The organism is Streptomyces sp. Y2F8-2, from assembly GCF_014905555.1.
In the GTDB taxonomy this organism is placed as follows: Bacteria; Actinomycetota; Actinomycetes; order Streptomycetales; family Streptomycetaceae; genus Streptomyces; species Streptomyces cynarae.
The window spans coordinates 418,690-444,672 of sequence record NZ_BNGS01000005.1; the positions used below are offsets into that span (position 1 = coordinate 418,690).

Below are 25,983 nucleotides of genomic sequence, written 5' to 3' on the forward strand. Positions count from 1 at the left end.
GAGACGGAACACCCTTGCCGCCCCGGCCGATGCGATGCGGCCGGGCGGGGCTCCCCTCCGCTCTGGAGGAGCCCCGCCCGGCCGGGGATGCGCGCCGCCCCCGTCCCCACGGTGCGGCGCGGTCGGGCCGACGTCCGGTCATCCCACGGACGGCGACCCGGTCCTCAGGTGAGTCCCAGCGACGGGAGCACCACGGCCTCGACGAAGCGCGTGAGGTACTCCTCGTCCGCGTACTCCCCCTCCAGGAGGGGGCGGACCCGCAGCACGCCCAGCACTTGTGCGGGGACGTACTCCAGCGCCGGATGGCCGGCGGGCACCTCCCCGCGCTCCACACCACGCCGGACGATCTCCTGCAGCGCCCTGACCTCGGGCTCGACCAGTGCTTCGCGCAGCGCCTGCGCGAGCTCCGGGTCCTGCATCGCGGCGTGGCCCAGGGCCTGGTGGAGCTTGGTGTCCCGGCGCGACCACTCGGCCGCGGTCCGCGCCACCGCGCGCAGGTCCCCGGCGAGCGAACCGGTGTCGACGCCCGCGAACCGCGGGCAGCGACTGGCCCGCAGGGCGGCGGCCACGAACTGCGGCTTCGTCTTCCACTGCCGGTACAGCGTCGACTTGCTGCACCGGGTGACGGCGGCGACGCCCTCCATGGTGACCGCGTCGTAGCCGCATTCGCGGATCTGCTCCAGCACGGCGTCGAAGAACTCCTGCTCGCGCTCGGGCGTGAGCTTGGAGCGGCGCGAGGCGGCCGCCGACTGCGGTACCTCCGCTGCCTGCGACGTCATGGCTTCTGCTCCTCGGTCGTGGTGCCGGCCGCGTGGGCCGCTTCACACCAGTGTATCGATACGCCAGTGTACCGGTACGCAAGCGTATCGGTACACTGGCGTATCGATGAGCCTTGGACAGGACCCACTCCTCTGTCGAGTGGGTCCCCTCCTGGGCTCACCACGCACCACCCCACACGTACTGTCAGCAAAGGGGGGCGGGGATGGATTCCCGCACCGGGCCCGAAGGAGAAGGGGCAGCCGCGATACACCGGCCGCCCCTCGTCCGCGAGCTCCTCGTCGTCGCCGGGCTCTTCCTGGTCTACAAGTTCGGCCGGCAGCTCGCGAACGGCCACACCGCGGAGGCGTTCCACAACGCGCACCGCGTCTGGGACTGGGAGCGCGCGCTGCGGCTGCCGGGTGAGGGCGCCGTGCAGTCCACACTGCTGCACGGCGACACCCTCGTCCGCACCGCGAACCTCTACTACGTGGCCGTGCACTTCACGGCCACCGCGGCGTTCCTGGTGTGGCTGTACCTGCGGCGGCCGGACCACTACCTGTGGGCCCGCCGGGTCCTCACCCTGGTCACCGGCGCGGCGCTGGCGCTGCACCTCACGTTTCCGCTCGCCCCGCCGCGGATGCTCCACATGACGCACCTGGTGGACACCGGACAGTTGTACGGGCCGACGGTGTACGGGGCCAAGCCCGCGACCGACTCGATGGCGAACCAGTTCGCCGCCATGCCCTCGCTGCACTACGGCTGGGCGCTGATGGTCGCGATCGGCCTGATCGCGGCGACCCGGTGCCGGTGGCGGTGGCTGTGGCTGCTGCATCCGCTGGTGACACTGCTCGTGATCGTCGGTACGGCGAACCACTACTGGCTCGACGCGGTCGTGGCGACGGCCCTGCTGGGCATCGCTCTGGCCATGGTCCCCGGCCCGTCGGCGAAGCCGCAGCGAATCGCCCCGGCGGCGCGGCGCGCGGTGCCGTCGGCGAGGGCCGCGGAGGCCAGGACCGCCGACGGCCACGGCCTGGTGGGGGCCGGACGATGAGCGCCGCCGTCCTCGCGATCGTCCTGTCCCTGTTCTCCGCGGTCGCGTACGCGGCGGCCGCCGTGGCTCAGGAGCGGCTCGCCGCCCGGGAGAGCGGGACCGGTGTGGTCCGGCTGCTGGCGCGCGGCGCCTGGTGGTGGTCGGTCGCACTGAACGCCTCCGCCGCGCTGCTGCACGTGGCCGCCCTCAAGTTCGGTCCGTTGACGCTGGTGCAGCCGCTCGGCGCGCTCACCCTGGTGGCCGCGGTGCCGCTGGGGGCGCGGGCGGCGGGGCGCCGGGTCCGCGGGGTGGAGTGGCGGGGCACGGCCCTGACGCTGCTCGGTCTGGCCACGCTGCTGGTGACGGCGTCCGGGCCGGAGCCGGACGAGGTACTGAGCCTGCCCGAGGCGCTGGCGGTGGCCGGGGTGACCACCGCCGTGATCGGCGTGCTCTCCCGGCCGGGCGCCCGCCCCGGGCTCCGGCACGCGACCGCTTCGGGCTTCGCGTCCGGTGTCGCCTCGGCGCTCACCCAGACCGTGACGGTGGCGGTGACGGACCGCTCCGCGGCACCGCTGAGCGCGCACGTCGTCGTGGTGGCGCTGCTGGTGGCGTTGTTCGCGACGGCCGGTCTGCTGCTGTCGCAGACCGCGTACCGGGACGGCCTCGGCGCGCCGCTCGCGCTCGTCACCCTCGCCAACCCGCTCGCGGCGGCGGTGATCGGCCTCAGTCTGCTGGGCGAACGCCTCCAGGGCGGCGCGGCCGGTCTGCTCCTCGCGGCGGCGGGCGCGGGCCTGGCGTCCTGGGGCGTGGTGACGCTGACGCGGTCCGGCCCCGCCGCCCCGGCCCCGGTCGACGACGACCACCCGGTCGCCGCGGTGCTCGCCCTGGAATCCGGGCCGGCCCCCTTCGAGCCGTCGTTGCCCGCCCAGCGACCGGCCGCGCCGGAGCACCTGACCACCCTGTGAACACGCCGGTGGCCGGCACTGTACGTACGTGCCGGCCACCGCCTTTTTCCGTCTTCGCTCCCGCGGCTCAGCCGAGACCGCGGGAGTCCTGCTTCAGCGCCGTGTCCACGGTCAGTGCGGTCGCCACCACCAGGCTCCGCAGCGGCTCGGGCAGTTGGTAGTGGATCTGCAGGACGTAGTTGTCCGCGGTCGTGAACATGGTCTTCGCCAGGCCCTCCCAGGTCTTGGTGATCCGGGCGACCTCGTTCTCGGCGTGGTCGACGATCGCGAAGTTCCAGGCGCGCCAGTTCTCCGCCTTGATCGCGCCGACCTGCCGGCCGTCCGCGTTCATCGCGAAGTGGATCTTCCCGATCATGTTCTGCTGGACGATCTCGCCCACGACCTGACCGTCCGGGCGCTCCACGACCACCCGCGACTTGAAGACCTTCGCGGGCCGGGTCAGCACCAGCTGCGGCTGCCCGTAGGCGTCGCGGATCTCCAGCTTGTGGGTCATGAACTGGTCGAGACTGGAGACGAAGCGCACCGCCTTCTTCAGCGCGCTCTGCCCGACCTCCGTGACCGATCCGATCTGGTTGCCGTTCTGGTCGAAGACGCTGTACTCGTTCGTCAGCTCGATCAGCTTGGCCTTCTGGTTCACGACCAGCACCGGTTCGGTGAACAGCGTGCCGCCGCCGGGGCCGCTCGGCGCGACCCCGGCCTGCTGCTGCACCTGGTGCTGGACGCGCTGATCGTGGGCCGCGGCCTGGTGACCGTAGGGCTGTTGACCGTAGGGCTGTTGACCGTAGGGCTGTTGACCATGGGTCTGCTGACCATGGGGCTGCTGACCGTACGCCTGCTGACCGTACCCCTGCGGACCCTGCGCCTGCTGCGCAGCGGGCGCCTGTTGCGGCGCCTGCGACGCGGCCTGGGCCTGCTGCTCGGCGTGGGTGTGCTGCGTCCACTGCGAGCCGTCCCAGTAGCGCAGCGTGTGCGGTGCGCCGTGGGGATCGGGGTACCAGCCTGCAGGCGTGTTCGAATGCGTGGTCACCGGGGCACACTACCGCGAGCCGGCCGGGAAACCACCGGCACCGGATTCTCGCGTCACTCCGTCACGATCGCGGGGTCGCTCACACCCGGCCGCCCGTTCTCCACGTGCCCGGCGAAGCGGCGCAGGAAGGTCGGGTCGGCGTCGGAGGTGACGGTGAGGTCGTACCAGCGCCTGCTCGACCCGAGGTCGACGGTGTGGTTCACGGTGGCACCGGGGCGCACCGTGACCGTCTGCGGACGGCCGCCGTAGCCGCTGGTGACCTTCAGCTTCACCGTGCCGGAACCCTTGTTGGTGAACGTCAGCGCGAGATTGTCACCGGTGTGCCGGGCGGTGACCTCGGGACCGGCGGCCTTGCTGCCGCCCTTGAACACGCGCAGGAAGCCGTTGGGGCCGTGCACGGTCAGGTCGTACGAGCCGCCGGAGTACGCCGAGTTCCAGGTGTCCGAGACCGACGTGCCGGCCTGGGTGGTGTAGCTCCAGGGGCCGTCGGCGCGGTTGCCGGAGGTGACCAGGAAGGCGGCACCGGCGTGCGCGCCGGACGCGAAGGTCAGGGTGAACGTCCCGGCCGCGGTGTCCGCCGAACCGTCCACTGACGGCGCGTACTTCAGCGGGCGGGTGGGACGCAGACCGCGCTCCTGCTTGGGCAGGACGCCCTGGGCGGGCGGGGTCGGCACATAGTCGGGGTGGCGGTTCCGGTCCGGCGGCTGGTAGCCGTCGGTGGACGGCAGCGCGACCGGCTTGGTGTCCTTGCGGGAGAAGTCGAAGGCGGAGGTCAGGTCGCCGGATATGGCGCGCCGCCAGGGCGAGATGTTCGGCTCGTGCACACCGAAGCGGCGCTCCATGAACCGGATGACGGAGGTGTGGTCGAGCGTCTCGGAGCAGACGTAGCCGCCCTTGCTCCACGGGGAGACGACCAGCATCGGCACGCGCTGCCCGAGCCCGTAGGCGCCGGCGACGTGGCTGCCGTCGCCCTTGAAGAGGTCCGGTCCCACGTCGACGGTGGACTTGCCCTGCGCGGCGGAGGCGGGCGGGATGGGCGGTATCAGGTGGTCGAAGAAACCGTCGTTCTCGTCGTAGGTGATGAACAGGGCCGTCTTCGCCCACACCGCCGGGTCGGAGGTGAGCGCGTCGAGGACCTGGGAGACGTACCAGGCGCCGTAGTTCGCGGGCCAGTTGGGGTGCTCGGTGAAGGCCTCGGGGGCGACGATCCAGGAGATCTGCGGCAGTGTGCCGGACTTCACGTCGGCCTTGAGCTGGTCGAAGAAGCCCTCGCCCTTGCGGGCGTCGGTGCCGGTGCGGGCCTTGTCGTAGAGCGGGTCGCCGGGCTTGGCGTTCTGGTACTGGGTGAAGTAGAGGAGCGAGTTGTCGCCGTAGTTGCCGCGGTAGGCGTCCTGGATCCAGCCCCAGGAGCCGTTCGCGTCGAGGCCGTCGCCGACGTCCTGGTAGATCTTCCAGGAGACCCCCGCCTTCTCCAGGCGCTCGGGGTAGGTGGTCCAGTTGTAGCCGGCCTCGTCGTTGCCGAGGACCGGGCCGCCGCCCTGGCCGTCGTTGCCGGTGCAGCCCGTCCACATGTAGTAGCGGTTCGGGTCGGTGGAGCCGATGAACGAGCAGTGGTAGGCGTCGCAGATGGTGAAGGCGTCGGCGAGCGCGTAGTGGAAGGGGATGTCCTCGCGGGTCAGGTACGCCATGGTCGTGGAGCCCTTGGACGGCACCCACTTGTCGTACTTGCCCCCGTTGAAGGCGGCGTGTCCGTCGTTCCAGCCGTGCGGCAGGTCCTGGATGAAGGCGAGGCCCAGGTCGTCGGCGTCGGGGTGGAACGGCAGGATGTCCTTGGTGCCGTCCGACTGGTGCCAGACCGTCTTGCCGTTCTGCAGGGTCACCGGGCGCGGGTCACCGAAGCCGCGGACGCCCCTGAGGGTGCCGAAGTAGTGGTCGAAGGAACGGTTCTCCTGCATCAGGACGACGATGTGCTCGACGTCCTCGATGGTGCCGGAACGGTGGTTGGCGGGCAGGGCCGCGGCGCGCTCGATGCTGCTGGAGAGCGCGCTGAACGCGGCGGTGCCGCCCGCGAGTTGGAGGAATCGGCGCCGATTCACTTCAGGCATGACGGGGGGACCTCTTGTCCTGACGGGGCGCGATACGCCCAACGGTGAGGGAACCTGCGCGAAGGGAGTGTTCCAGGAGCACCGAACGTCAGGAAAGGGTGCGGTGGCGCCCATGTGAAAGTCGGCGGTACGGGAGATGTGGGGCGCGCCAAGGGCTGATGCCGGGTGTGCCAAGTCCCGGTGCGGGAGCCGTCAAGAGCTGCCCAAGGGGTCGCTCACGGCGCGGGGCCGCGGGCAGGCCGCTCGGTCAGGGGTGCCGTCCGCCGTCCGCCGTCGGGCCGATGGGCAGTGCCAGGTGCGCCAGGTCGTCCGGCCGGGGGGTGGTCACCGGCCAGAGCGGCGCGGGGGTCCCGTCGACGACGGCCGCCGGGGCGTCGGTCAGCTTCATCCGCTCGCGCAGGCGGCCGTAGAAGTCCATCGGCCCCAGCCGGATGGCCCTCAGGCGCCGTGGGGCGGGGTACACACCGATCCAGTCCCCCGGGTACAGGACGCCGCGCAGCTGGCCGTCGATGCTGACGGCGGCCTGGCCCGACCGTTCCAGCACCTTCAGCGCGACGGGTTCGTCGGGGGCCGCCACCACCGAGCGGTTGAACGCCATGTGCGGGGCGACCGGCGTGAAGACCAGGGCCTCCGCGCGGGGCGAGACGACCGGGCCGCCGGCGGCGAAGCTGTAGGCGGTGGAACCCGTCGGTGTGGCCACCAGCAGCGCGTCGGCGGAGTAGGAGGCCAGGAGCCGCCCGGCGAGGTAGACGCCCACCGACACCTGCCGGTCCCGTGCCAGCTTCTCCAGTACGACGTCGTTCAGCGCCATGACGTTCAGCGGGATGCCCCAGTCGTCGCACACCTCGCAGTGGGCGCGCACCTGCGGAGGCGGCAGGAGCGGTCCGCGGCCGTACCGTGTGAGCGCCTCCATCTCCGGCGGCACCTCCAGACGGCGCGAGGCACGCAGGGTGAGCAGCATCCGGTGGTCGACCGAGAACCGGTTCTGCCGGACGGCGTCGAGCGCCTGGCGCACCAGCGTGACGGGCACCTCCGTCAGGAAGCCCACCCGGCCGATGTCGACCCCCAGGACCAGGGCGTCGTTCTCGGCGGCCAGCCGGGCGCCCCGCAGGAAGGTCCCGTCCCCTCCCAGGGTCACGATGAGATCCGGGTCGCCCGCGGAGTCGACCTCGTCCCGGGCATGGCGCCGCCCACCGTCCTGCCACACGTCGATGTCGGCGCACTGCACGCCGTGCTCGGCGCACCACGTACGCACGGTCCGAGCCGCGTCCACGGCTTCGGCGCGGCCGCCGTGGACGACCAGACCTATACGTCCCACGGTCACGTCTCCGCCTCCCCGTCACCTCGCGGATGATCGCCTGCTGCGCAGGCCCGGGCGTCTGCTCACCATGCCCACCTCCAGTCTGGCGGCGTTCGGTCCCCACGTCAGCGCGGGAAGCGCTCGGACGTGGACGCCGGCGGTGCGGAGCACAAGCGGAAGCGGCCGGGCGCGCCGCTCTGTGTGAGCGTTTTCTCGTCGATGTGGGGACGGGTCGGCCCAAGGTCCTCTGGGGTGCTTCTGACCCGGATCAGCGGTGTGCCGAGGACGGAACGGCGGCATCAGGGGCGGCCAACCGCTCCGCCGGGCACATCGGGCGGGTCGCCCGGCCAGAAACCTCACGCATGTGATCGTGGCTGATCGCCAACGCTAGCGACTCGGTCCGTGATCGCAGCCCTCCCCCAGCCGGAGCCGGCCTCGGCACATGGTCCTGAGACGCGGTCACGCCCCCTGCGCGAGGGTGGGCCCGTAGGTGCGCCATCCCGCGTGGCTCCAGGTCGACGACTCGGCCGCAGCCGACCCACGACGGCGCCGGCACCGCCGTCCAGCACCGCCGAACCGCCGGCCCCGGGATCTCGACGCCGACCATCCGCACCCCGCCGCGTCTCTACGCGCCGGCGAAGGAGCCGCTCCGTGCGGCGTGCCTGCCGATCGCGGCCCCGACGAGCCGCCTCTCGAAAGACCGCAGTATCTGTTCGAGATCCGTCGCGTCGAACGACGTCGCATCCGTCCCCAGACTGATTCCTGCCGTCTCGGACATGTCCCACACAATGAAGGAGAGCTTTCCGGAGTACGGGTCGACGCGTTTGGGGAATCGTCCGTAACGGCTGGATGCCATGACTCGCTCGAGGTCCTGTTGTGTCCTGTCCGCGCGAGCCCGGATCAGCGTGCGGGGCGCTACGGGGCGGATGTTGACCACGTACGGGTTGTGTGCGGAGCGGCCCAGTTCGGCGGAGACCTCGTCCAGGGATCTGGCATAGCGGTCGGGCTCTCGCAGGCTGACGGAGGAGGATCTGACGAGTGCCGCGTCGACGGCCCGGCACAGCGTCGGGAACCGGTCGCTGCCCAGGGCTGTGTCGACCGGGACGAGGGCCCTGCCGGCGATATGGGCCACCGCCTCGCGGCCGAAGGTGGTTTGCCGGTTGGCCATCACGGTGTTGAACACGCAGTTGCCGATACCGAGGTGCTCTGCGAGCGCGCACGCGTATGCGGCTTGCAGGACGGCGGCCGCGGATGTCCGGTACTGTCTCGCCAGAATGGCCGCCGCGAGTGCGACCGCCGCCGAGTCGAGGCAAACGAAGTTGTAGACGGCGTCCCTGTGGCTCGCCGGCACCTGGAGTTCGGGCATGACGGACTGACGGAGCATGGCCCGGTCATGGGTGTCGACACGATGGGCGTGCCGCAACCCCGAGGGACTGGCTTCGAAGCTCGCGATCTGCCGCGGCTGCCACCCCGTGCCGAGGTCGGCGCCCGGATCGGCGGCCAGTCGGACTATGTGTGCGGCCACGATCCGGGCGGCCGTCGAGTCCGCCGAGAAGTGGTGCAATGACAGCGCGATGTGGGTGGGTCTGCCGTCCACGGTGACGACGGCGGCCCGCAACGGCAGGTCGTCCGGGGCGAATCCGGGCTCGGCCAGTCGGCGGGTGAGGGCGCTCAGTTCGTCGTTGGTCAACCGGGCGTCGGAGGCGTACTCGTCGACCTGAAGCACCCCGGAAGCCACGACGACCGCACGCGGGTGCCCGTCCGCGTCACGGGGATACAGCGTGCGTAGCGCCTCGAAGTGGGCCATGACCGCGGCGAAGGCATGAAGCACCGCGGCCATGTCGGGCGTGCCGTCGAGTACCCGCGCCATCCGTTGGTTCTTGTTGCGGGGTCCGTGGAGATGAGGGTGGCATCCTTCGCGTTCATGGGCCTTCTGCGACCAGGTCAGTTCATGCTCTCCGGCGAAGCCGGCGACGAAGACGACGTCATGGCGTGCGATCTGTCGCATACCACCCTCGGCTCTCTTCCGGTACGTCGGCGGCGCGCCACGTCTCGCGAATGGCGCGCGGCAGAGTTCGCCGACCGGACGGGCGGAGGCCCCCCGGATCCTCCACGCCGTCCGGCGGTACGACGACGCGGCCGGAGCGCGGGCGTCCCGTCTTCAGGCAGAGGATAGATCCGCGCGGACCACGTGCAGTCGAAGCGCTTCGACGGTCGCATGACGCTGAGTCGTATGTCAATCACAAGTCCACCAGCCGTCGCAAGCCGTTTGTACAGCGTGTGCGTTCTTCCGCGAGTTCGCCTGAAGCAGCAGCTCACCTGCGGAAAGGCCGCGTGGAGGACGGGGCGCACCGCCACCCTCGACCATGCCTGTTACCGGAAAGTGACCTGAACGGCCCGTTGTCGTGCCCGGAAACACGGCCTTAGTGTCACCGAAACGTCGAAGCGCATCGACTCGGATTCCTCCCGCCCTCCCGACAACAGGCCACCGGACGACGCAGCGTCGGCCCGCCCACCGGTCGGATCCAAGAAAATGAAGGGCCGCAACGACATGAGCATCGAGATGAACCGCCGAGCCGTCCTGCGAACGGCCGCCGGCGTAGCGGGCGCCGCCTCTCTCTCACCGCTGCCGGCCGCCTGCGGCGGCAGCGGCTCCACTGCCGGCAAGGGCGGCACCAGTAGCAAGAAGGGCCTCGCCGCCGCACTGCCTGCCTATGTGCCCAGCACGGTCGGCAAGCCGGACATCGCGTCCGTCACACTCCCCAACGGAGCGGTCACGGAGCCGTGGTCACGCTGGTCTACGCCGTCGGCTACTGGAACTCCTTCTTCAACGTCATGCTCTACATGCCGCTCGACAGCAGGAAGTGGCCGCTTCAGTACGTGCTGTACCAGTACGTCAGCCTCGGCTTCACCATGCCCGGCCAGACCAACTCCGGCTGCGGCGACGGAAAATCGCTGACGGCCCCGCTGTCGCTCCAGATGGCGGTGGTCGTGCTGACGCCCCTCCCCGTCGTCGTCGCTTTCCCCTTCCTTCAGAAGCATCTTGCCAAGGGCATGCTCACCGGCGCCATCAAGGGCTAGGGACGCACATGATGCAGCGCGTCACCTGACGCCTCCGGGTCTCCCGGCGGCACCCTCGACGCGCTGGACGAGGCACCGTCCGCCCATTCCTCAGCGACCACACCAGAGCCGACCGGACTGCTGCTTGTACGCAGCCCCGTACGGACCCGCACCCGAAAGGCAAGGACCCGTCATGACCCATGTCCCGCACCTCTCCCGCCGAGGACTGCTGGCCGCCGGTGCGGCCGCGGCCGCACTCCCCCTGCTCGCGCCCTCCGCTGCCTCCGCCGCGTCCGCCCGTGCGGCCGGGACCGTCCGACGCACGCCCTACACCTTCCGCAACGCGCAGATAGTCGGCGGCGGTTTCGTCACCGGCATCATCTTCAACCAGAGCGAGCCCGGGCTGGTGTACGCCCGGACCGACATCGGCGGCGCCTACCGCCTCGACACGGCGTCCCGGCGGTGGCTCCCCCTCACCGACTGGATCGGCTGGGACGAGTACGGACACACCGGCATCATCAGCATCGCCACCGACGAGGTCGACCCCGACCGCGTCTACCTGGCGGCGGGCACCTACCCCATGCCCGACTGGGACCCGAGCATGGCGGCCATCCTGCGGTCGACCGACCGCGGCCGCACCTGGAAAACCACTCCCCTGCCGTTCCGGCTGGGCGGCAACATGCCCGGCCGGGGCATCGGCGAGCGGCTGGTGATCGACCCCAACCGCAACAGGATCCTCTACCTGGGAGTGCGCGGCGGCAACGGGCTGTGGCGCAGCACCGACTTCGGCAAGACCTTCGCGAAGGTGACCAGCTTCCCCAACGCGGGCAACTTCGTCCCCGACCCCAACGACACCAACGGCCCCAACGGCGACAACCTGGGGGTGCTGCAAGTCGTCTTCGACAAGCGCACCGGCAGAGCGGGCAGGGCCACCCGGACCCTCTACGTCACCGTCGCCGACAAGGACAACATCCTGTACCGGTCCACCGACGCGGGAGCCACCTGGGAACGCGTCCCCGGGCAGCCCACCGGCTTCATCCCGCACCACGCGGTCTTCGACCACGTCGGCGGCTACCTGTACCTGGCGACCAGCGACACCGCCGGCCCCTACGACGGCTCCAAGGGCGACGTGTGGAAGCTGGACACCGCCACCGACACCTGGACCCGCATCAGCCCGGTCCCCTCCACCAGCGACGAAAACCAGTGGGGTTACAGCGGCCTGACCATCGACCGGCAGAACCCGGACACCCTGATGGTGTCCACCCAGGTCAAGTGGTGGCCCGACTGCCTCCTCTTCCGCTCCACCGACGGCGGCGCGAGCTGGACCCGCGCGTGGGACCTGGGCACGAATTCCGAGCGCACCCTGCGCTACGACATCGACATCTCCGCCGCCCCCTGGCTGACCTGGAACGCCTCGCCGTCGCTTCCCGAGATGGCCCCCAAGCTGGGCTGGATGATGGAGTCCGTCCAGATCGACCCCTTCGACTCCGACCGCTTCATGTACGGAACCGGCGCGACGATCTACGGCGCCGACAACCTGACCGACTGGGACCGCGGCGGCACCGTACACCTGTCCGTGCGGGCCCAGGGCCTGGAGGAGTGCTCGATCGCCTGCGTGATCAGCCCGCCCGTCGGCCCCGCGCACGTCTTCTCCGGCGTCGGCGACGTCGGCGGCTTCCGCCACACGGATCTGAACAAGGCGACGAAGATGTACGACAGCCCGACCTTCGGCGTCACCACTGCCTTGGACTACGCGGAGCTGGCGCCCCACACCGTCGTGCGAGTCGGCAGCCCCACCAGCGGCTGGACCCAGCACTTCGCCATCTCCACCGACAGCGGCGACACCTGGACACCGTCGGGCAGTGAGCCGTCCGGCGTCACCGGGCCCGGAGGCCACGACCAGGCTGTCGCCATCGGTGCCGACGGCAAGCGGATCGTCTGGTCACCGGACGGAGCGCCGGTCAGTTGGTCCGACGACAACGGAGCGACCTGGACGGCTTCGAAGGGGCTGCCGGCCGGGGCTGCGGTGCGCTCGGACCGGGTGAACCCGGCGAAGTTCTACGCCTACGACTCCGGCGTCTTCTACCTCAGCACGGACGGCGGCGAGAGCTTCAGGGCCACGGCGGCGACCGGTCTGCCCACCGCGGGGAACGTCCGGTTCAAGGCGGTACCGGGCCACGAGGGCGACATCTGGCTGGCCGGCGGCACCAGCAAGCCCACCACCCCCACACCGTACGGGCTGTGGCGGTCGACCGACTCCGGAACGTCCTTCACCAGGTTCGAGGCGGTGGACGAGGGCGACGTCGTCGGATTCGGCAAGGCCGCACCCGGCGCCACGTACCCCGCCGTCTACACCAGCTCCAAGATCGAGGGCGTGCGCGGCATCTTCCGGTCCGACGACGCGGGCCGGACCTGGATCCGCATCAACGACGACCGCCACCAGTTCGCCTGGACCGGGAACTCCATGACGGGAGATCCCCGGGTGTACGGCCGCGTCTACTTCGCGACCAACGGCCGCGGAGTCATCTACGGCGACCCGAAGTGAGGTCAGGTGCTCAGAACCCGCATCGCTTCAGGAGGGCTGATGAAATTCCGTCTCGGCTGGGCCGCGCTGCTCGCGGCTCTGGCTCTCGTCCTGACGTTGCCGAACTCGGCAGCGGCAGCCTCTTCGACGTACTACTTCAAGTACTACGCGACCGGCGGCAACGCTTCTACGTGGTACGCCAACGACAACTCCTGGGGTGTGAACTCCTCGACCGGCACCGGGTTCGTCGCCATGGTCGACGGCGAGGACTGGGGCACCACGTCCCCGGTGACCACGCTTCCCAAGAAGCTCAGCGCCATCAGCTCCAGCAACACGACGTGGTTCTCCCAGACCTCGTCCCCGGCGTCCGGCTCGTACTACGACGCCACGTACGACATCTTCATCGACCCGACCGCCGGGCCCACCAACCGCAACTCCCGCAACGAACTGATGATCTGGCTCAACTGGTCCAACACCAAGCCGCTGGCCAACGCCTATGACGCGAGCGGCAACGCGATCCCGACCGTGACCAACGTCAGCCTCGGCGGCCGCACCTGGAACATCTACGAGTACAACTGGCCGGACGGCGTCAGCCACACCATCAGCTTCCTGGACACGAGCAGGTCCGGCTGGTGGTCCGGCAGCCTCACCCCGTTCTTCAACTGGGGCATCAACAGGGGCTACTACACCAACGACCAGTACCTCAACAGCATCATGGCCGGCTGGGAGTTCGGGCCGGGCAGCTACACCGCCACCTCCTGGGGCGTCGCGGGCTTCTGACGCCGCGACAACCGAGAGGCGGACCGGTGACCGGCCGCTCTCTGCCCGGAAGGGCCGCCCGACCCTCCGTACGGAGGGTCGGGCGGCCCGCTAGCAGGGCTGTGTCGAACGTCGTTCGGTGAGCTGGGCGAGGGTGTGGAGAAGGAAGAGGGAGGGGATGCCGGCGCCTCCCCGAGGTGCCGGCATCCCCGTCGGATCAGTTCGTCACGCGGAAGGTGGCGTCGCTGCGTGCTGTGGTGGTGGTGATCGGGTCGAGCCGCAGTTCGTAGGCGTAGTGCCGGATGTACCGGTCCGGGTAGTTGTACGACTGGAAGGACGACCAGGTGGGGTCGGCGAGTCCGGCGACCTGGCGGAAAGTGGCGTCGGCGGCGAACTGGGCGGTGCCGTCGTTGTGGACCAGCTGGAAGTCGTAGTTGGAGTGCCGCAGGAAGTACCCGGGGTAGTTCACCGACTCGAAGGAGACGGTGCCCGAGCCCGTCAGGCCGGTCCGCAGCCGGAACCGGGAGTCTTCGACGGGGCTGACGTTCGGGTCGATGCGCACGTCGAAGTCGGTGTGCCGCACGTAGCGGTCCTGGAAGTTGTATGACTGGAGCCGGTTGACCGCGGTGTTGGGCCAGCGGGCGAGCACGCGGCTCTCCTCGGCGGCGGTCAGGTTCATGATCCAGCCGTGGCGCTTCTTCGTGCCGCCCATGGTGTAGCTTCCCGAGGCCTGCCTCTGGTAGGCGGCGGGGTTGGACGGGTCGGTCGTCAGGACCGGCATGTAGCCGCCGTTGGTGGCGTACTGGTCGAGGTAGAGGGCCCACTTGTCGGTGCCGTTGAACTTCATCCACATCGGGCCCTCGACCTGGGAGCCGGTGAGGCCGATGCCGGAGAGGTTGCCCAGGTCGGTCCAGGTCCCCAGGACGGAGTTGCTGCCCTCGAGGGTGATCTGTCCGTCGCCGGAGGCCCGCACATAGCGGTATTTGCCTACTCCGGAGGGCACCTCGACGATCTGCGTGTCGATGATTTCCTGGGTGCCGGGGCGGTCGATGTAGAGCTGCGGGCTGGTGATGGTGCGGAAGTCGCTGGTGCGGGCGTAGAAGATGCGGTGCTTCGTCTTGCCGTTGAGGGGCACGTTCGTCGCCCAGTACAGGACGTAGTCGTCGGTCTCGGGGTTCCAGATCGCCTCGGGCGCCCAGGCGTTGCGTCCGTCGGGGATCGCGCCGGCGACGTTGAGCAGCCACGGCTGGGACCAGTTGACCAGGTCGGTGGACTCCCACACCACCAGGTTGCGGCTGCCGTTGTTGATGGAGGAGTCCCAGGTCTGGCCGCAGCTGATGCACAGGTCGGTCGCGATGATCCAGTACTTGCTGCCGTCGGGGGATCTCACGAATGCGGGGTCGCGCACCCCCTTCGTGCCGACCGTGGAGCGCAGGACCATGCCGCCGCCGTTGAGGTCGTTCCAGTGCAGGCCGTCCGTGCTGTGCGAGAGGTACATCTGCTGGTTGGTCGCCCCCTCGCCGGTGAAGTGCACCATCAGGTAGCCGGGGTCGGCGGCGGCGGCCCGCTGAGGTGTGGTGAGGGATTGCGAGGTGAAGAAGAGGCCGACGGCGACCAATATCGCCGCGACCCGGGTGAGAACCCTTGACATGTGCGTTTCCAGCCTTTCTGCGGGTGCCGGGACGGGGTGAAAGCGGAAAAAGCGGAATGCAGATGGGACCGTCCGCAGGGGTCGTACGCACAGGAGACGCACCGGTGCGTCGCGCATAACGGAAAACACGGAACGGACGAAGGCGTGGGGCGGCACCTGAGAAGCGGCCCAAGCAGATCCTCGGGACTCGCTCCTGACACACTGTCGCCCTCGACACATCGGCAAGGCGACGGGACAGGTGGGGTGGGGTGCGCTCGCAGGACACGCAAGAACGGCCGGACGTTGCCGTCGTCATGGCGGCGCGGGCGGGAGACCGGCAGGCCTCGGAACAACTGATAAGGGACTGTCTGCCGTTGGTCTACAACATCGTCGGGCGGGCGCTGGACGGGCACAGCGACGTCGACGACGTGGTCCAGGAGACGATGGTGCGGGTCCTGGACGGGTTGCCCGGACTGGAGCAACCGGATCGGTTCCGGTCCTGGCTCGTCGCCATCACCGTGCGACAGATCCGTGACCGGTGGCGCAGAGGGCGCACCTGGCTCACTGCGGAGCCCCTGGAGGAGACCGCCCACGGAACAGAGCCGCAGGCCGACTTCTCCGACCTGGCGATTCTTCGGCTTGCGTTGTCGGGCCAGCGGCGTGAAGCGGTGGAGGCGACCCGCTGGCTGGAGGACGAGGAACGCGAGGTACTCGCGCTGTGGTGGATGGAGAGCGCCGGTGAACTGACCCGCGGTGAGCTCTCGGCGGCCTGCGGCCTCACACCGCAGCATGCCGCGGTCCGAATCCAGCGGGTCAAGGAGCGGCTGGAGACGGCGCGCACCGTCGTGCGAGCCGTGACGGCCTCGCCGCGCTGCCCGGACCTGGCCGCCGTGCTCGTCTCGTGGGACGGGCGGCCGTCCGGGCTGTGGCGCAAGCGGCTGGCACGCCATGTTCGCGACTGTCCGCAGTGCCTGTCGAGCTCCTCCGACCTGATACCGGCGGAGGGGCTGCTGGCCGGCCTCGCGCTGGTCCCGGTGCCGGTCGGCCTGGCCGGCCTGGTACTGGCCAGGGCGCTGGGGGCGGGCTCGGCCGGGGCGACCGTCGGCGCGGGCACGCGTACGGCGAGTGGTGCAAGCCGTACGGCGCGGACGATCGGCAGGCTGGCCGCCAAGCCCGCGGCGACGGCAGCCGCAGGTGCCGTCACGCTCGCGGCTGCCGCAGCGGCCTGGTACACCGTCACGGGGTCGCACGAGCCGGCCCCGCGGCCCGCCGTCGCGCCCCCGCTGTCGCCCGCCGCCTCGTCCGTACCGCCGTCCCCGAGAACATCCGCCGCCTCACGGACACCGACACCGACCTCGACGCCGACAGCAGCCCCGGCGACGACCGCTGAGGCGCGGGTTTCGGGACGGCATGCCCTACGGTCGGTCGACAACCCCGGCGACTACGTGAGCCAGTCCGGCCGACTCGGCATCCTGGGCCCGGTCGGCACCACCAGCTCCGCGGCCACCCGGCAGGCGGCCACGTTCACCTTCGTTCCCGGCCTGGCCGACCCCCGCTGCTACTCACTCAGGGACGCCACGGGCAGGTATCTGCGGCACTACGCCTTCCGCATCCGGCTGGACACCGACGACGGATCCGCCATCTTCCAGAAGGACGCCACCTTCTGCCCCCGTTCCGGTTCCACGGCCGGTTCGGTCTCCCTGGAGTCGTACAACTACCCCGGCCGCTACCTCCGCCATCGGGACAACCTCCAGCTGTGGCTCGACCCTTCCGAGAACACGGCCGCGTACCGGGCCAGCCGCTCCTTCGTCCTCGTAGCGCCCTGGACCTGACAACTGAACGGCCTTGATCTGCAAGCAGCGTGACGTCGGGTCAGGCCGACGAGGATGCGGCGGGTGTCCTCTCGGCCATGCCGTAGCCCTGCTGCGGTGCGCGGCAATGGGGCCGAGCGGCCGAGCCGGAAGGAGATCACCGCGAGAGCGGCACCCCAGGCCGACGGCCGTCACCGCGGTCGTCACCAGTCCGGCGACGACCGTCGGCATCGTCGACACCACTTCCCTGAGCCCCGCGCTGCCACGCGGATCATCAGACCCCGCACCGCCCCGTCCCGGAGAGAGCTCACCCCTTGATGGCTCCGGTGAGCATGCCCTTCTTGAAGTGCCGCTGGACGAAGGGGGAGGCGACCGCGACGGGGATCAGGGCGAGGACCATGACGGCCATCTGCAGGCCCAGGGAGGAGAGCTGACCGGTGCGGACCGCCTGCTGGAGGCCGGTCGGCGCCTCGGTGTTCTTCTGGACCAGCTGGATGAGCACGTTCTGCAGCGGCATCATCTGCTGGTCGGTGAGGTAGATGGAGGCGTTGAACCAGGCGCTCCAGTACCCGACCGCGTAGAACAGCGAGATGACGGCCAGCACTGCCCGCGACAGCGGCATGATGATGGTCAGCAGGATGCGCAGGTCACTGGCACCGTCGATGCGGGCGGACTCGGTGAGTTCGGGGGAGATCCCCATGAAGAAGGCCCGCAGGACGAGGATGTTGAAGACACTGACCGCGCTCGGCAGGATCAGCGACAGATAGGTGTCGGTGAGGCCCAGCGACTGCACCAGCAGGTAGGTCGGGATGAGACCGGCTCCGAAGAACATGGTCGCCATCATGACCATCAGGAAGAACCGGTGGCCCAGAGTGCCCGGCCGGGACAGGCCGTAGGCCGCGAGCACCGACACCGTCATGGAGAACAGCGTGCCGAAGAGCGTGACACCGATCGAGACCATGATCGCCCGGCTTACCTGGCCGCCTCTGAGCAGTTCCGTGTAGTTGATGAAGGTGATGCCCTGGGGGATCACGACGAGACCGCCGACCCGGTCGATCACGGGTTTGGGCGAGAGGCTGGTGACGATCACGATCCACAGCGGACCGAGGACCCCCAGACAGCACAGGACCAGGAATCCGCCCTTGGCGGCCAGTCCGGCCTTGCTGGGCGGCTCCTCCCACACGGGACGCGCGGGTGCCTTGAGGCTGCGGATGAGCGTCGTGTTGAGGCTCACTTCTTGTACACCCCCTGCTCGCCGAGCAGATGCGCGACCTTGTTCGCGCCCAGGACGAGACACAATCCGATGACTCCCTTGGCGAGTCCGACCGCGGCCGCGTAGCTGAAGTCGCCGTTCTGGATGCCGACGTTCCACACATAGGTGTCGAGGACCTCGCTGGCCCCCGCACCGACCGCGTACCGCTGGAGCAGGAACTGCTCGAACCCGACGCTCAGCGCGTCGCCCACCCGCAGGACCAGCAGCAGCGCGACCACCGGGCGCAGCGCGGGCAGCGTCACGTGCCACATGCGGCGCCAGCGCCCCGCACCGTCCATGGCGGCGGCCTCGTACAGATCGGTGCTGACGGCGGCCAGCGCGGCGAGGAAGACGATGATCCCCCAGCCGGCGTCCTTCCACACGGCCTGCGCGGTGACCATGTATTTGAACAGGCTCGCGTTGGTCATCAGGTCGAAGCCGCTCCACCCGTGCTTCTCCAGGGTCTGGGCGATGATGCCCGCCCCGCCGAAGATCTGCTGGAAGACGGTGACCACGAGGACCCACGAGAAGAAGTGCGGCAGATACATGATCGCCTGCGCCACGGCCCGCACCCGGGGCCGGATCACGCTGTTGATGACCAGCGCGAGGGCGATGGGGATCGGGAAGAACAGCACCAGTTGCAGCACGAACAGCACGATGGTGTTCTTCGCGGCGCTCCAGAAGAGCGGATCGTCGAACATCCGCGAGAACTGCTCCGCGCCGACCCACGGGCTGTGGAAGATCGCCGTGGCGCCGTTGCTGGAGGCGTACGGGTCGTAGTCCTGGAAGGCGACGACGTTGCCGAACAGCGGGACGTAGTTGAAGATCAGGAGCAGGACGATGACGGGCAGCGTCATCAGGATGAGCGCGCGGTCACGGCGCCACCGGACCCGGAAGGGAACCCTGCCCGCCTTGCCGGCCCCGCGCGGCACGCTCTCCTTCACGGTGGCCGCGGCGACCGCGGCCACCGTCTCCTCGACGGCCGCGGGGGGACGTGTCCCGTCAGGCCTGCTCCCGGCCGTGAGGGACATCAGTTACCACTGCCGTTCTTCTCCAGGAGCTGCTTGTACCAGTCGCGCAGCTTGTCACCGCCGGAGGACTTCCAGGTGGAGATGGCCTGCTGCACGTCGGACAGCTTCTTGTTGCCGCGCACGAAGTCGATCTCCAGCTGCTCGAACGGGCTGGAGAGGTTGGCGTAGCGGCTCGGCTCGATGATGTTCATGCCGTAGGTGGACGTCTTCTTCACGAAGGCACCCTGCCGCTGCTGCCACTCGACCTGCTTGCGGGCGATCTCGGGGAAGTCGGGGTGGGCGAGGTAGGGAGCCGGGGCCGCCAGCATCACCCAGGCGTTGTTCACCTCCTGGTTACCCAGGTCGTTCTTGATCGGGACGCCGTTCTTGACCGTGTAGTGGGTGCCCTCGACGCCGTAGTCGACGAACATCCGCTCCTTGGTGCCGTAGGGTGCCGCCGCGAAGTTGGCGGCGGCCAGCGCGTTCTCGATCGTCTCCTTCGAGGCGCCCTTGCGGATCATCGACCAGATGCTGGCGGGCGGGGCGGCGTACAGCGTCGGGTTGCCGCCGGCAGCGGCAAAGTAGTCCATGCCGTCCATCTGGAAGCCGGGGTTGGACTTGGCCTGCTGGGCGGTCAGGCCGTACCAGCCGGACATGTCGCCGTTGAAGACCAGGATCTGCCCGGCGGTGAACCGCTGGCTGGGATCTCCCGTGTTCGCCCTGTCGTCGGGATGGACCACGCCCGCGTCGAACAGCTTGCGGACCCACTCCAGGTGTTCGAGGTACTCGGGGTGCTCGATGCGGTACGTCAGCTTGCCGTCGGCCCCGATGTTCCAGCCGAGCGGCCCGGCGGGGAGGACACCGAAGATGCCCGCCGCGCTCCACCTCATGTCACCACAGGCCCACACCTTGGCCTTGGGGCTGGTGGCCTCCTTGGCCCAGCTGAGGAACTCGTCGGCCGACTTGGGAACGGTGTAGCCCTTCTTGTCGAAGATGTCCTTGCGGTAGAAGGGCACGATGTTGGGCACGGGGGCGGCGGGCATCGGGATGCCGCGCAGCGCGCCGCCGAAGATGCTCATGCGCCAGGAGTCGGACGGTATCGCGGCCAGGTTCGGGTACTTCTTGACCTTGTCGCCGGCCAGGTAGGGGCCGAGGTCCATGAATTTCGCGCTGACCGCACTCGGGATCTTGCCGGTCAGTTCCCAGCTGGGCACGACCACCATGTCCGGTATGGAGCTGGAGGCGAGCACGGCGCCGAGCTTCTCACCGTAGGTGTTGCCGTCCTGGTTCTGCCACGTGATCTTGGTGCCCGCCGCCGCGTCGAGTGCCTTGTAGTACGCGCAATCGGGCTTCGGCGGGGTGCCCCAGAGCGGGGACATGATCGTGAAGGGGGCGCCGGTGCCGAGCTTTTCCGGAACCGACGTGGTGAGGGTCGCGAGATCGACCTTGCTGGTGAAACCGGCGGCCGACCCGTTCCTCGACGGGATGTCCGGCTTGGCGACCGTGCTGGCGACGTAGGTCGGGAGCATCTTGTCCGCGGCCTTGCGCGAGGTGGTGCCCTCACGCGAGTCGCTGTCCGAACCGCCGCAGGCGGCAAGCAGCGGCATCCCACCGGCCACAGCTGCGGTGGCGACCGCCGTGGAGGCGAGGAAGCTTCTCCGGCTGGGCCCGGAAGAGGCGGTAGCGGAGTTCGGCGTCATTGCGTCAACCCTTCGTGGCGCACCAGGACACCCGGCGGAGGAGCCGTCGGCTGCGGTGTCGTGACTGGAACTGGCTGAGCTGGAAAGCGAACGTCCCATCACTGGGGCGTGATTCGCAGTCGAAGCGCTTCGACGTGGCTGTGAGGTTAAGCGAACACCCATGAGCGCACAAGGGTCGCTTCCAAGATTCCTCCAAGGCACTGGTGGGCCGCTCCATGGTGCTGCGCTTGATACAGCGAGGTTGACCTCTTGACACCCCTGACACTCGTGACGAGCATCGAAGCGCTTCGAAAGGGGACTGCTCCAGCTCCAGGGAATCCCGCGTCCCTGCCCACGCGCCGCAAACATCCCGCCTTTCCGCGGTCTGCAACTGCCGTTCGCGAAGCGCATCGCCGACGTTCTGTCGCGGCTCACACCCTCGACGAAAGGATCGGAGCCTGCACCAGTTCACGCCCACCGTCGAGCGCCTGTGGCGTCGACGGGTTCAGCACCGGCCAGGCAGCCGTGTACGGCGTCGCCTGGATGGGCCGGCCACCGTGTTCCCCCAGGCGGTCGGCCTGGGCGCGACGTGGCCGGCGTTGTGGACCGGGACCGTCCACGCAGCCTACGGCGGCGGCCTCCCCCTGGCCCCGCCGTCGAGGCCGCGCCGGTTCTTGTCGCGCCGGATGGGCGACGGTGCTGCTGCCCGGCCGCCGTCTTGGCAGGCGGCCGGGTGGGCTGGACCTCGTCGAGCGGCGCGCCACCCGCTCGCGCTCGCGCTGGTCAAGCCTGCGGACCGTCGCCGGCCACGCGGCAGGGCAGGGCAACGGCACTGCATGTCGGTGCGGAAGCCCGCCGCCTCACGAGGGCCGGCACCACATCCAGGCTGACGAGGCATGGTCACCGCGTGGGCACGGCCCCCGGACCGTTGCCCCTGGCAGCCGTTGTCGCCGTCATCCCACTGCTCTGTGGGCACGAGCAGGGGCCCGCCTCCGCGCAGACAGGCCCCGTCCGACCTCCAGTCGACACGATGGAGGTCGACGCCCCGAGCGGTCGGTGCCGTCACCAGCCTGTCGGCAGACCGGCGATGAACGGGGTGAGCCGGTCGGCGATGAGGCGGTCGTCGTGGGCGGAGTAGTGCCAGTCGCGGCCGAGGAAGTCCAGGCCCGATGTCGTCTCGCGCGCTGCGCCGACGTCCGGCGGGCGTTCCCTGGGCGGAGCCGCGTCGCCGCCCGCCCGGACGACCCGAATCGCGGGTCCGCCGTCGGGATCGCAACCGCCGGCCTCCACGGAGGCGGCCTCCATCAGCCCCATGGCTCCTCGCTCAACGTCGCCGCCTCCTTCACCACGGCGGAGAACCCCGCCTGCCGGAACGCCGTCAATGAACTCACCGCTGCGACTACGCCACCCACCGGCCAGAGCAGCGGTCAGGCGCCGGGTCAAGGGCCGGAGCTGTCCTCCACCTTCTCGAAGAAGAACTCGTGTTTGAGGAAGGAGACGTCGTACTCGTGACCGGACTGGGGCGGCAGCAGTTGGGAGGCCTGGAACAGGCGCCACCCGTCGTGCAGTGCGGCAAGCCCTGTGGGATAGGGCGGCTCGTCGCTGTCGCCGGTCGTCGGACGGGTCCGGCCGGTCCCGTCGTAGCGGGACCAGCCCACGACGTCGGAGTCCAGCGCCGACGTCGCGAGATAGAGGACCAGAACCTGCTGCCTCATGCGTGACTCCTCAGGGCCGGCCGGTTGCTGACGCGCGTGACCCAGTACTCGACATCGAATGAGTCGTCACCGGTCAGGGCCCGCCACAGCAGGACCCGGTTGTAGATCTCCAGTCGGCCCGTGGCCCACTCGTACCAGGGGAAGTACGTGTTGAGTTCCGCGGTCACCGCGGGGTCGTGCAGGTCGGAGACGTCCCACAGACGCACCTGCGGGACGGTCGGGTTGAGGCGGAGTTTGTACATGTAGCGACGGTCCGCGGTGTCGTTGCGGCGGCCGCTGTGCCAGATGCCGTGGTGCAGGAGAACGACCGTGCCCGCCGGACAGGTCAGACGGGTCTGCCCCCTGAGGTTCTGGACGCGGCCGACGTCCGTCTCGTTGATCCTGCGCAGATGGCTTCCGGGCACACTGAGGGTGCCGCCCATCTCGGCGGTCACCTCGTGCGGGTAGTACATGAGCTGGATGTCGAACGCGTCCGGCCGCACGTCGATGATCGCGTCTCCGTGCAGCGCCTGCGCCTGCCCCTCATACGGCTCGCGCACATGAACCGCATGGTGGTCGACGGTCGGCTCGGGGCCGACCAGGCTCTCGACGGCGCCTGCGACGACCGGCAGGGCGAGCAGTTCGTGGACGAAGGTGTCCGGTGCGAACGCCCCGTCCAGCGGAGTGCCGTAGGACACCTCCGGCAGGCCCTCGGCCAAGGCCGCGATGGCCCGTTCGTTGATCTCCTGCGGCACCACCCCGTCCAGGCGCAGGAATCCCTGGGCGACGAAGCGCGCCACCTGAACCGATGTCAGGAGTTGCTTGCTGGTTGACATGCGACGAACGTACGGGCCCTGTTCGGATCGGTCGTGGGCTGAAATCGTCCAGTGCTGGTAATTTTCCATCCTCGTGAAACACGTGACACTACGGCTCGACCAGGCGCCCACCGTGGTCGCTGCCGGCATCGCGGTACACGGCATCTCCACCGCCCACGACGTCTTCCGGCTGCCCGACCTCTGGCAGCTGCACCTCTACAACTACGAGGGTGCTCTGTCCCTCGGGCAGTCGGTCCATCCCATACGCCCCGGCCACGTCAGCCTGGTACCACCGAACACGGAGGTGCACTTTCATTACCGGGGCAGGTCGGAGCATTTCTACGTCCATCTGCGGCTGCACGACGGCGGAACCGCGCGGGTGGTGCCGGTGATGCAGGACGCCGCGGCCGAGAGCACACGCCTGGCCGATCTGCTCCGACACGCCGTCACGGCCATGCCGACGTCTCCCCCGCGAGCCACGGCCGAGGTCTGGACCGCTCTGTGGCGCATCGCCGAGTTGCCGAGGGGCGAGGAAGCCGGGCGCCGCCACCCCTTCGTGGCCGCCGCACAGGCCTACGTCGAGGAACACCTGGCCGAACCGCTGTCCGTACCGGACGTCGCTCACGCCGTCGGAATCTCCCACACACACCTGACCCGCGTGTTCCGTGCCGAAACCGGCCTCACGGTCGTGTCGTACATCCGGCACCGACGCCTTGAACGCGCCCGCCACCTCCTGTTGTCCTCCACCCTGTCCATCACCGCCATCGCCGCGGCCGTGGGCATCGCCGACCTCCAGGCCTTCAACAAGGCCTGCCGCCGTGAACTCGGCGCGAGCCCACGTGACGTACGTGCGGGCGCCCCTGCGGGGCCGGACCGCCCAGAACCGTAGGCCCGCCACCACCGAGCACGCGAAGGTCGGGGGAACAGTTCGGCCCGTGTCCGGTGCATCCCCTGTTGCGTGTCGTCGGGGTCGGACCTGACCCGGAGGCCTCCGTGGACGCGTGGCGCCGCATCGAGGCGTTCTCCCCCACACATCTGAAGCGCACAGCCCGGGCGTGAGGCGCAGCACCGTTTTGTGGACCGTTGTGCCCGCGGCCGTCATAAGTGCGCTCAAGTGCCTCGCGCCGACCGTCAGTTCACGTGCCGGAATCGTGCAGCGGTGCGTACGCGCGTCCAAGGACGACCGGATACCCTGCGCGAGACAGCAGCGTGGTCAGGGAGGGGAAGCGTGACCGACACCAGCAACACCCGACCCGCCGAGAGCGACGCGCAAGCTCCGCGGCAGAGCCGACTGCACCGCCTGATGCGCTACCTCCCCTTGATCGCCCCCGTCCTGCTGTGGACCGTGCCCTGCTGGGTGCTCCTGTACACCGGCCAGCACTGGCCGCTGCCCGTCACGCTGGTGGGCACCGTCCTGTTCGCCCTCGGCCTCATCTGTATGCCGCTCGCGATGGTGCGCGGCCACGGCCGGCGCCAGCAGGACCGGGCGGCGATCATCGGTGACACCCTGCTGGGCACCAGCTGGGTTCTGTTCACCTGGTCCGTTCTGCTCGGCGTCCTGTTGCGGCTCGCCCTGACCGTGGCCGGCGTCGGCGGGAGTCAGGACCGGGCTCGAATCGTCACGTGGGCCGTTCTTGGCGTAACCGCCGTGCTGCTCGCCTGGGGGTACGCCGAAGCCCGCCGCGTCCCACGCGTGCGCCGCCTCGACGTGCGACTTCCACGGCTGGGCGCCGGGTTGGACGGCCTCCGCGTCGTCCTCATCACCGACACCCACTACGGCCCGCTCGACCGCGCCCGCTGGTCGGCACGGGTGTGCGAGACGGTGAACGCCCTGGAAGCGGACCTGGTCTGCCACACCGGCGACATCGCTGACGGCACGGCCGAGCGCCGCCGCGCCCAGGCCACCCCACTCGGAACCGTGCGGGCCACCCATGCCCGGGTCTACGTCACCGGCAACCACGAGTACTACAGCCAGGCCCAGGGCTGGGTCGACCTGATGGACGAGCTGGGCTGGGAGCCGCTGCGCAACCGCCATCTGCTGCTCGAACGTGGCGGCGACACCCTCGTGGTCGCCGGCGTCGACGACGTCTCCGCCGAGTCCTCCGGGCTGGCAGGCCACCGCGCCCACCTCGCCGGAGCCCTGGACGGCGCCGACCCCGATCTCCCCGTTCTGCTCCTGGCTCACCAGCCCAAGTTCATCGACCGGGCGGCCGCCGCGGGCATCGACCTCCAGCTCTCCGGCCACACCCACGGCGGCCAGATCTGGCCCTTCCATCACCTGGTACGCCTCGACCAGCCCGCCCTCGCCGGCCTCAGCCACCACGGCCCCCGCACCCTCCTCTACACCAGCCGCGGCACCGGCTTCTGGGGCCCGCCGTTCCGCGTCTTCGCCCCCAGCGAGATCACCCTGCTCGTGCTCCGCTCCCCGCACCTGCCCACCTCGCCGTAGCACTGGGCGGGCCGACACATCCGCTTGAAACAGTCCCACGTGCCGAGGAGCGCGGCGTCGACAGAGGATCAGCCCCGTCCCGCTGAGGGGCTCGAGGCGTTCGCCGAAACCGGT

The 25,983-nt window shown here is 69.7% G+C and carries 20 protein-coding genes; 8 read left to right on the forward strand and 12 right to left on the reverse strand.

The window, feature by feature from the left end; translation table 11 throughout:
- Nucleotides 1–164 precede the first annotated feature (164 nt).
- Nucleotides 165–779 carry a TetR/AcrR family transcriptional regulator gene (locus SY2F82_RS19550; RefSeq protein WP_200420385.1) on the reverse strand — a complete coding sequence of 205 codons (615 nt, stop codon included), beginning with the start codon at nt 777–779 and terminating at the stop codon, nt 165–167.
- Between the two features lie 203 nt (nt 780–982).
- Between SY2F82_RS19550 and SY2F82_RS19555 the strand changes: the two genes are divergently transcribed.
- Both SY2F82_RS19555 and SY2F82_RS19560 read left to right on the forward strand, forming a co-directional pair.
- Complete coding sequence (locus SY2F82_RS19555) at nt 983–1,810, forward strand: phosphatase PAP2 family protein (protein WP_200420386.1); 828 nt, start codon at nt 983–985, stop codon at nt 1,808–1,810.
- Nucleotides 1,807–2,754 (forward strand): hypothetical protein, encoded by a 948-nt coding sequence (locus SY2F82_RS19560; RefSeq protein WP_200420387.1) that lies wholly within the window; start codon nt 1,807–1,809, stop codon nt 2,752–2,754. The genes SY2F82_RS19555 and SY2F82_RS19560 overlap by 4 nt, the downstream gene beginning before the upstream one ends.
- Nucleotides 2,755–2,821: 67 nt before the next feature.
- On the opposite strand, the gene SY2F82_RS19565 is transcribed toward SY2F82_RS19560, so the two are convergent.
- The 4 genes from SY2F82_RS19565 to SY2F82_RS19580 all read right to left on the reverse strand — a co-directional run bounded on the left by SY2F82_RS19565 (nt 2,822) and on the right by SY2F82_RS19580 (nt 9,194).
- The gene (locus SY2F82_RS19565; protein WP_200420388.1) at nt 2,822–3,781 is read right to left on the reverse strand and encodes a phospholipid scramblase-related protein; all 960 of its coding nucleotides are present in this window, start codon (nt 3,779–3,781) and stop codon (nt 2,822–2,824) included.
- A gap of 53 nt (nt 3,782–3,834) precedes the next feature.
- Nucleotides 3,835–5,886: a phosphocholine-specific phospholipase C gene (locus SY2F82_RS19570; RefSeq protein WP_200420389.1), complete on the reverse strand. Its 2,052-nt coding sequence runs from the start codon at nt 5,884–5,886 to the stop codon at nt 3,835–3,837.
- A gap of 247 nt (nt 5,887–6,133) precedes the next feature.
- Complete coding sequence (locus SY2F82_RS19575) at nt 6,134–7,210, reverse strand: NAD(+)/NADH kinase (protein ID WP_200420390.1); 1,077 nt, start codon at nt 7,208–7,210, stop codon at nt 6,134–6,136.
- Between the two features lie 601 nt (nt 7,211–7,811).
- A complete protein-coding gene (locus SY2F82_RS19580; protein WP_200420391.1) occupies nt 7,812–9,194 on the reverse strand; it encodes a condensation domain-containing protein in 1,383 nt (460 codons plus the stop codon).
- Between the two features lie 776 nt (nt 9,195–9,970).
- On the opposite strand from SY2F82_RS19580, the gene SY2F82_RS19585 reads away from it, so the two are divergent.
- From SY2F82_RS19585 to SY2F82_RS19595, 3 genes are all read left to right on the forward strand, one after another.
- Nucleotides 9,971–10,267, forward strand: coding sequence for a hypothetical protein (locus SY2F82_RS19585; RefSeq protein ID WP_200420392.1), 297 nt, complete (start codon nt 9,971–9,973; stop codon nt 10,265–10,267).
- Nucleotides 10,268–10,439: 172 nt separating this feature from the next.
- Nucleotides 10,440–12,791 carry a sialidase family protein gene (locus tag SY2F82_RS19590; protein ID WP_200420393.1) on the forward strand — a complete coding sequence of 784 codons (2,352 nt, stop codon included), beginning with the start codon at nt 10,440–10,442 and terminating at the stop codon, nt 12,789–12,791.
- Between the two features lie 39 nt (nt 12,792–12,830).
- Entirely contained in the window at nt 12,831–13,550 is a 720-nt protein-coding gene (locus SY2F82_RS19595) for a cellulase B precursor (protein ID WP_200420394.1), read from the forward strand.
- A 196-nt stretch (nt 13,551–13,746) separates the two neighbouring features.
- On the opposite strand, the gene SY2F82_RS19600 is transcribed toward SY2F82_RS19595, so the two are convergent.
- Nucleotides 13,747–15,180 carry a glycoside hydrolase family 43 protein gene (locus SY2F82_RS19600; protein WP_200420395.1) on the reverse strand — a complete coding sequence of 478 codons (1,434 nt, stop codon included), beginning with the start codon at nt 15,178–15,180 and terminating at the stop codon, nt 13,747–13,749.
- Between the two features lie 248 nt (nt 15,181–15,428).
- On the opposite strand from SY2F82_RS19600, the gene SY2F82_RS19605 reads away from it, so the two are divergent.
- Nucleotides 15,429–16,991 carry a sigma-70 family RNA polymerase sigma factor gene (locus tag SY2F82_RS19605; protein ID WP_200420396.1) on the forward strand — a complete coding sequence of 521 codons (1,563 nt, stop codon included), beginning with the start codon at nt 15,429–15,431 and terminating at the stop codon, nt 16,989–16,991.
- Nucleotides 16,992–17,277: 286 nt separating this feature from the next.
- Here the strand turns inward: SY2F82_RS19605 and SY2F82_RS19610 are convergent, their stop codons facing one another.
- The 6 genes from SY2F82_RS19610 to SY2F82_RS19635 all read right to left on the reverse strand — a co-directional run bounded on the left by SY2F82_RS19610 (nt 17,278) and on the right by SY2F82_RS19635 (nt 23,441).
- Nucleotides 17,278–18,204 (reverse strand): carbohydrate ABC transporter permease, encoded by a 927-nt coding sequence (locus SY2F82_RS19610; RefSeq protein WP_200420397.1) that lies wholly within the window; start codon nt 18,202–18,204, stop codon nt 17,278–17,280.
- On the reverse strand, nt 18,201–19,253 hold the full coding sequence (locus SY2F82_RS19615; RefSeq protein WP_200420398.1) for a sugar ABC transporter permease: 1,053 nt from the start codon (nt 19,251–19,253) through the stop codon (nt 18,201–18,203). Before SY2F82_RS19615 ends, SY2F82_RS19610 begins: the two co-directional genes overlap by 4 nt.
- On the reverse strand, nt 19,253–20,932 hold the full coding sequence (locus tag SY2F82_RS19620; RefSeq protein WP_200420399.1) for an extracellular solute-binding protein: 1,680 nt from the start codon (nt 20,930–20,932) through the stop codon (nt 19,253–19,255). Before SY2F82_RS19620 ends, SY2F82_RS19615 begins: the two co-directional genes overlap by 1 nt.
- Nucleotides 20,933–21,973: 1,041 nt before the next feature.
- Nucleotides 21,974–22,225 (reverse strand): hypothetical protein, encoded by a 252-nt coding sequence (locus SY2F82_RS39010; RefSeq protein ID WP_236041627.1) that lies wholly within the window; start codon nt 22,223–22,225, stop codon nt 21,974–21,976.
- 125 nt (nt 22,226–22,350) lie between these two features.
- A complete protein-coding gene (locus SY2F82_RS19630) occupies nt 22,351–22,626 on the reverse strand; it encodes a hypothetical protein (protein ID WP_200420400.1) in 276 nt (91 codons plus the stop codon).
- Nucleotides 22,623–23,441: a phytanoyl-CoA dioxygenase family protein gene (locus tag SY2F82_RS19635; protein WP_200420401.1), complete on the reverse strand. Its 819-nt coding sequence runs from the start codon at nt 23,439–23,441 to the stop codon at nt 22,623–22,625. Before SY2F82_RS19635 ends, SY2F82_RS19630 begins: the two co-directional genes overlap by 4 nt.
- Nucleotides 23,442–23,523: 82 nt before the next feature.
- Between SY2F82_RS19635 and SY2F82_RS19640 the strand changes: the two genes are divergently transcribed.
- Nucleotides 23,524–24,309, forward strand: a complete 786-nt coding sequence (locus SY2F82_RS19640; protein WP_374707190.1) for a helix-turn-helix domain-containing protein — start codon at nt 23,524–23,526, stop codon at nt 24,307–24,309.
- Between the two features lie 339 nt (nt 24,310–24,648).
- Nucleotides 24,649–25,869, forward strand: coding sequence for a metallophosphoesterase (locus tag SY2F82_RS19645; RefSeq protein ID WP_200420403.1), 1,221 nt, complete (start codon nt 24,649–24,651; stop codon nt 25,867–25,869).
- The last annotated feature ends 114 nt before the right edge of the window (nt 25,870–25,983 follow it).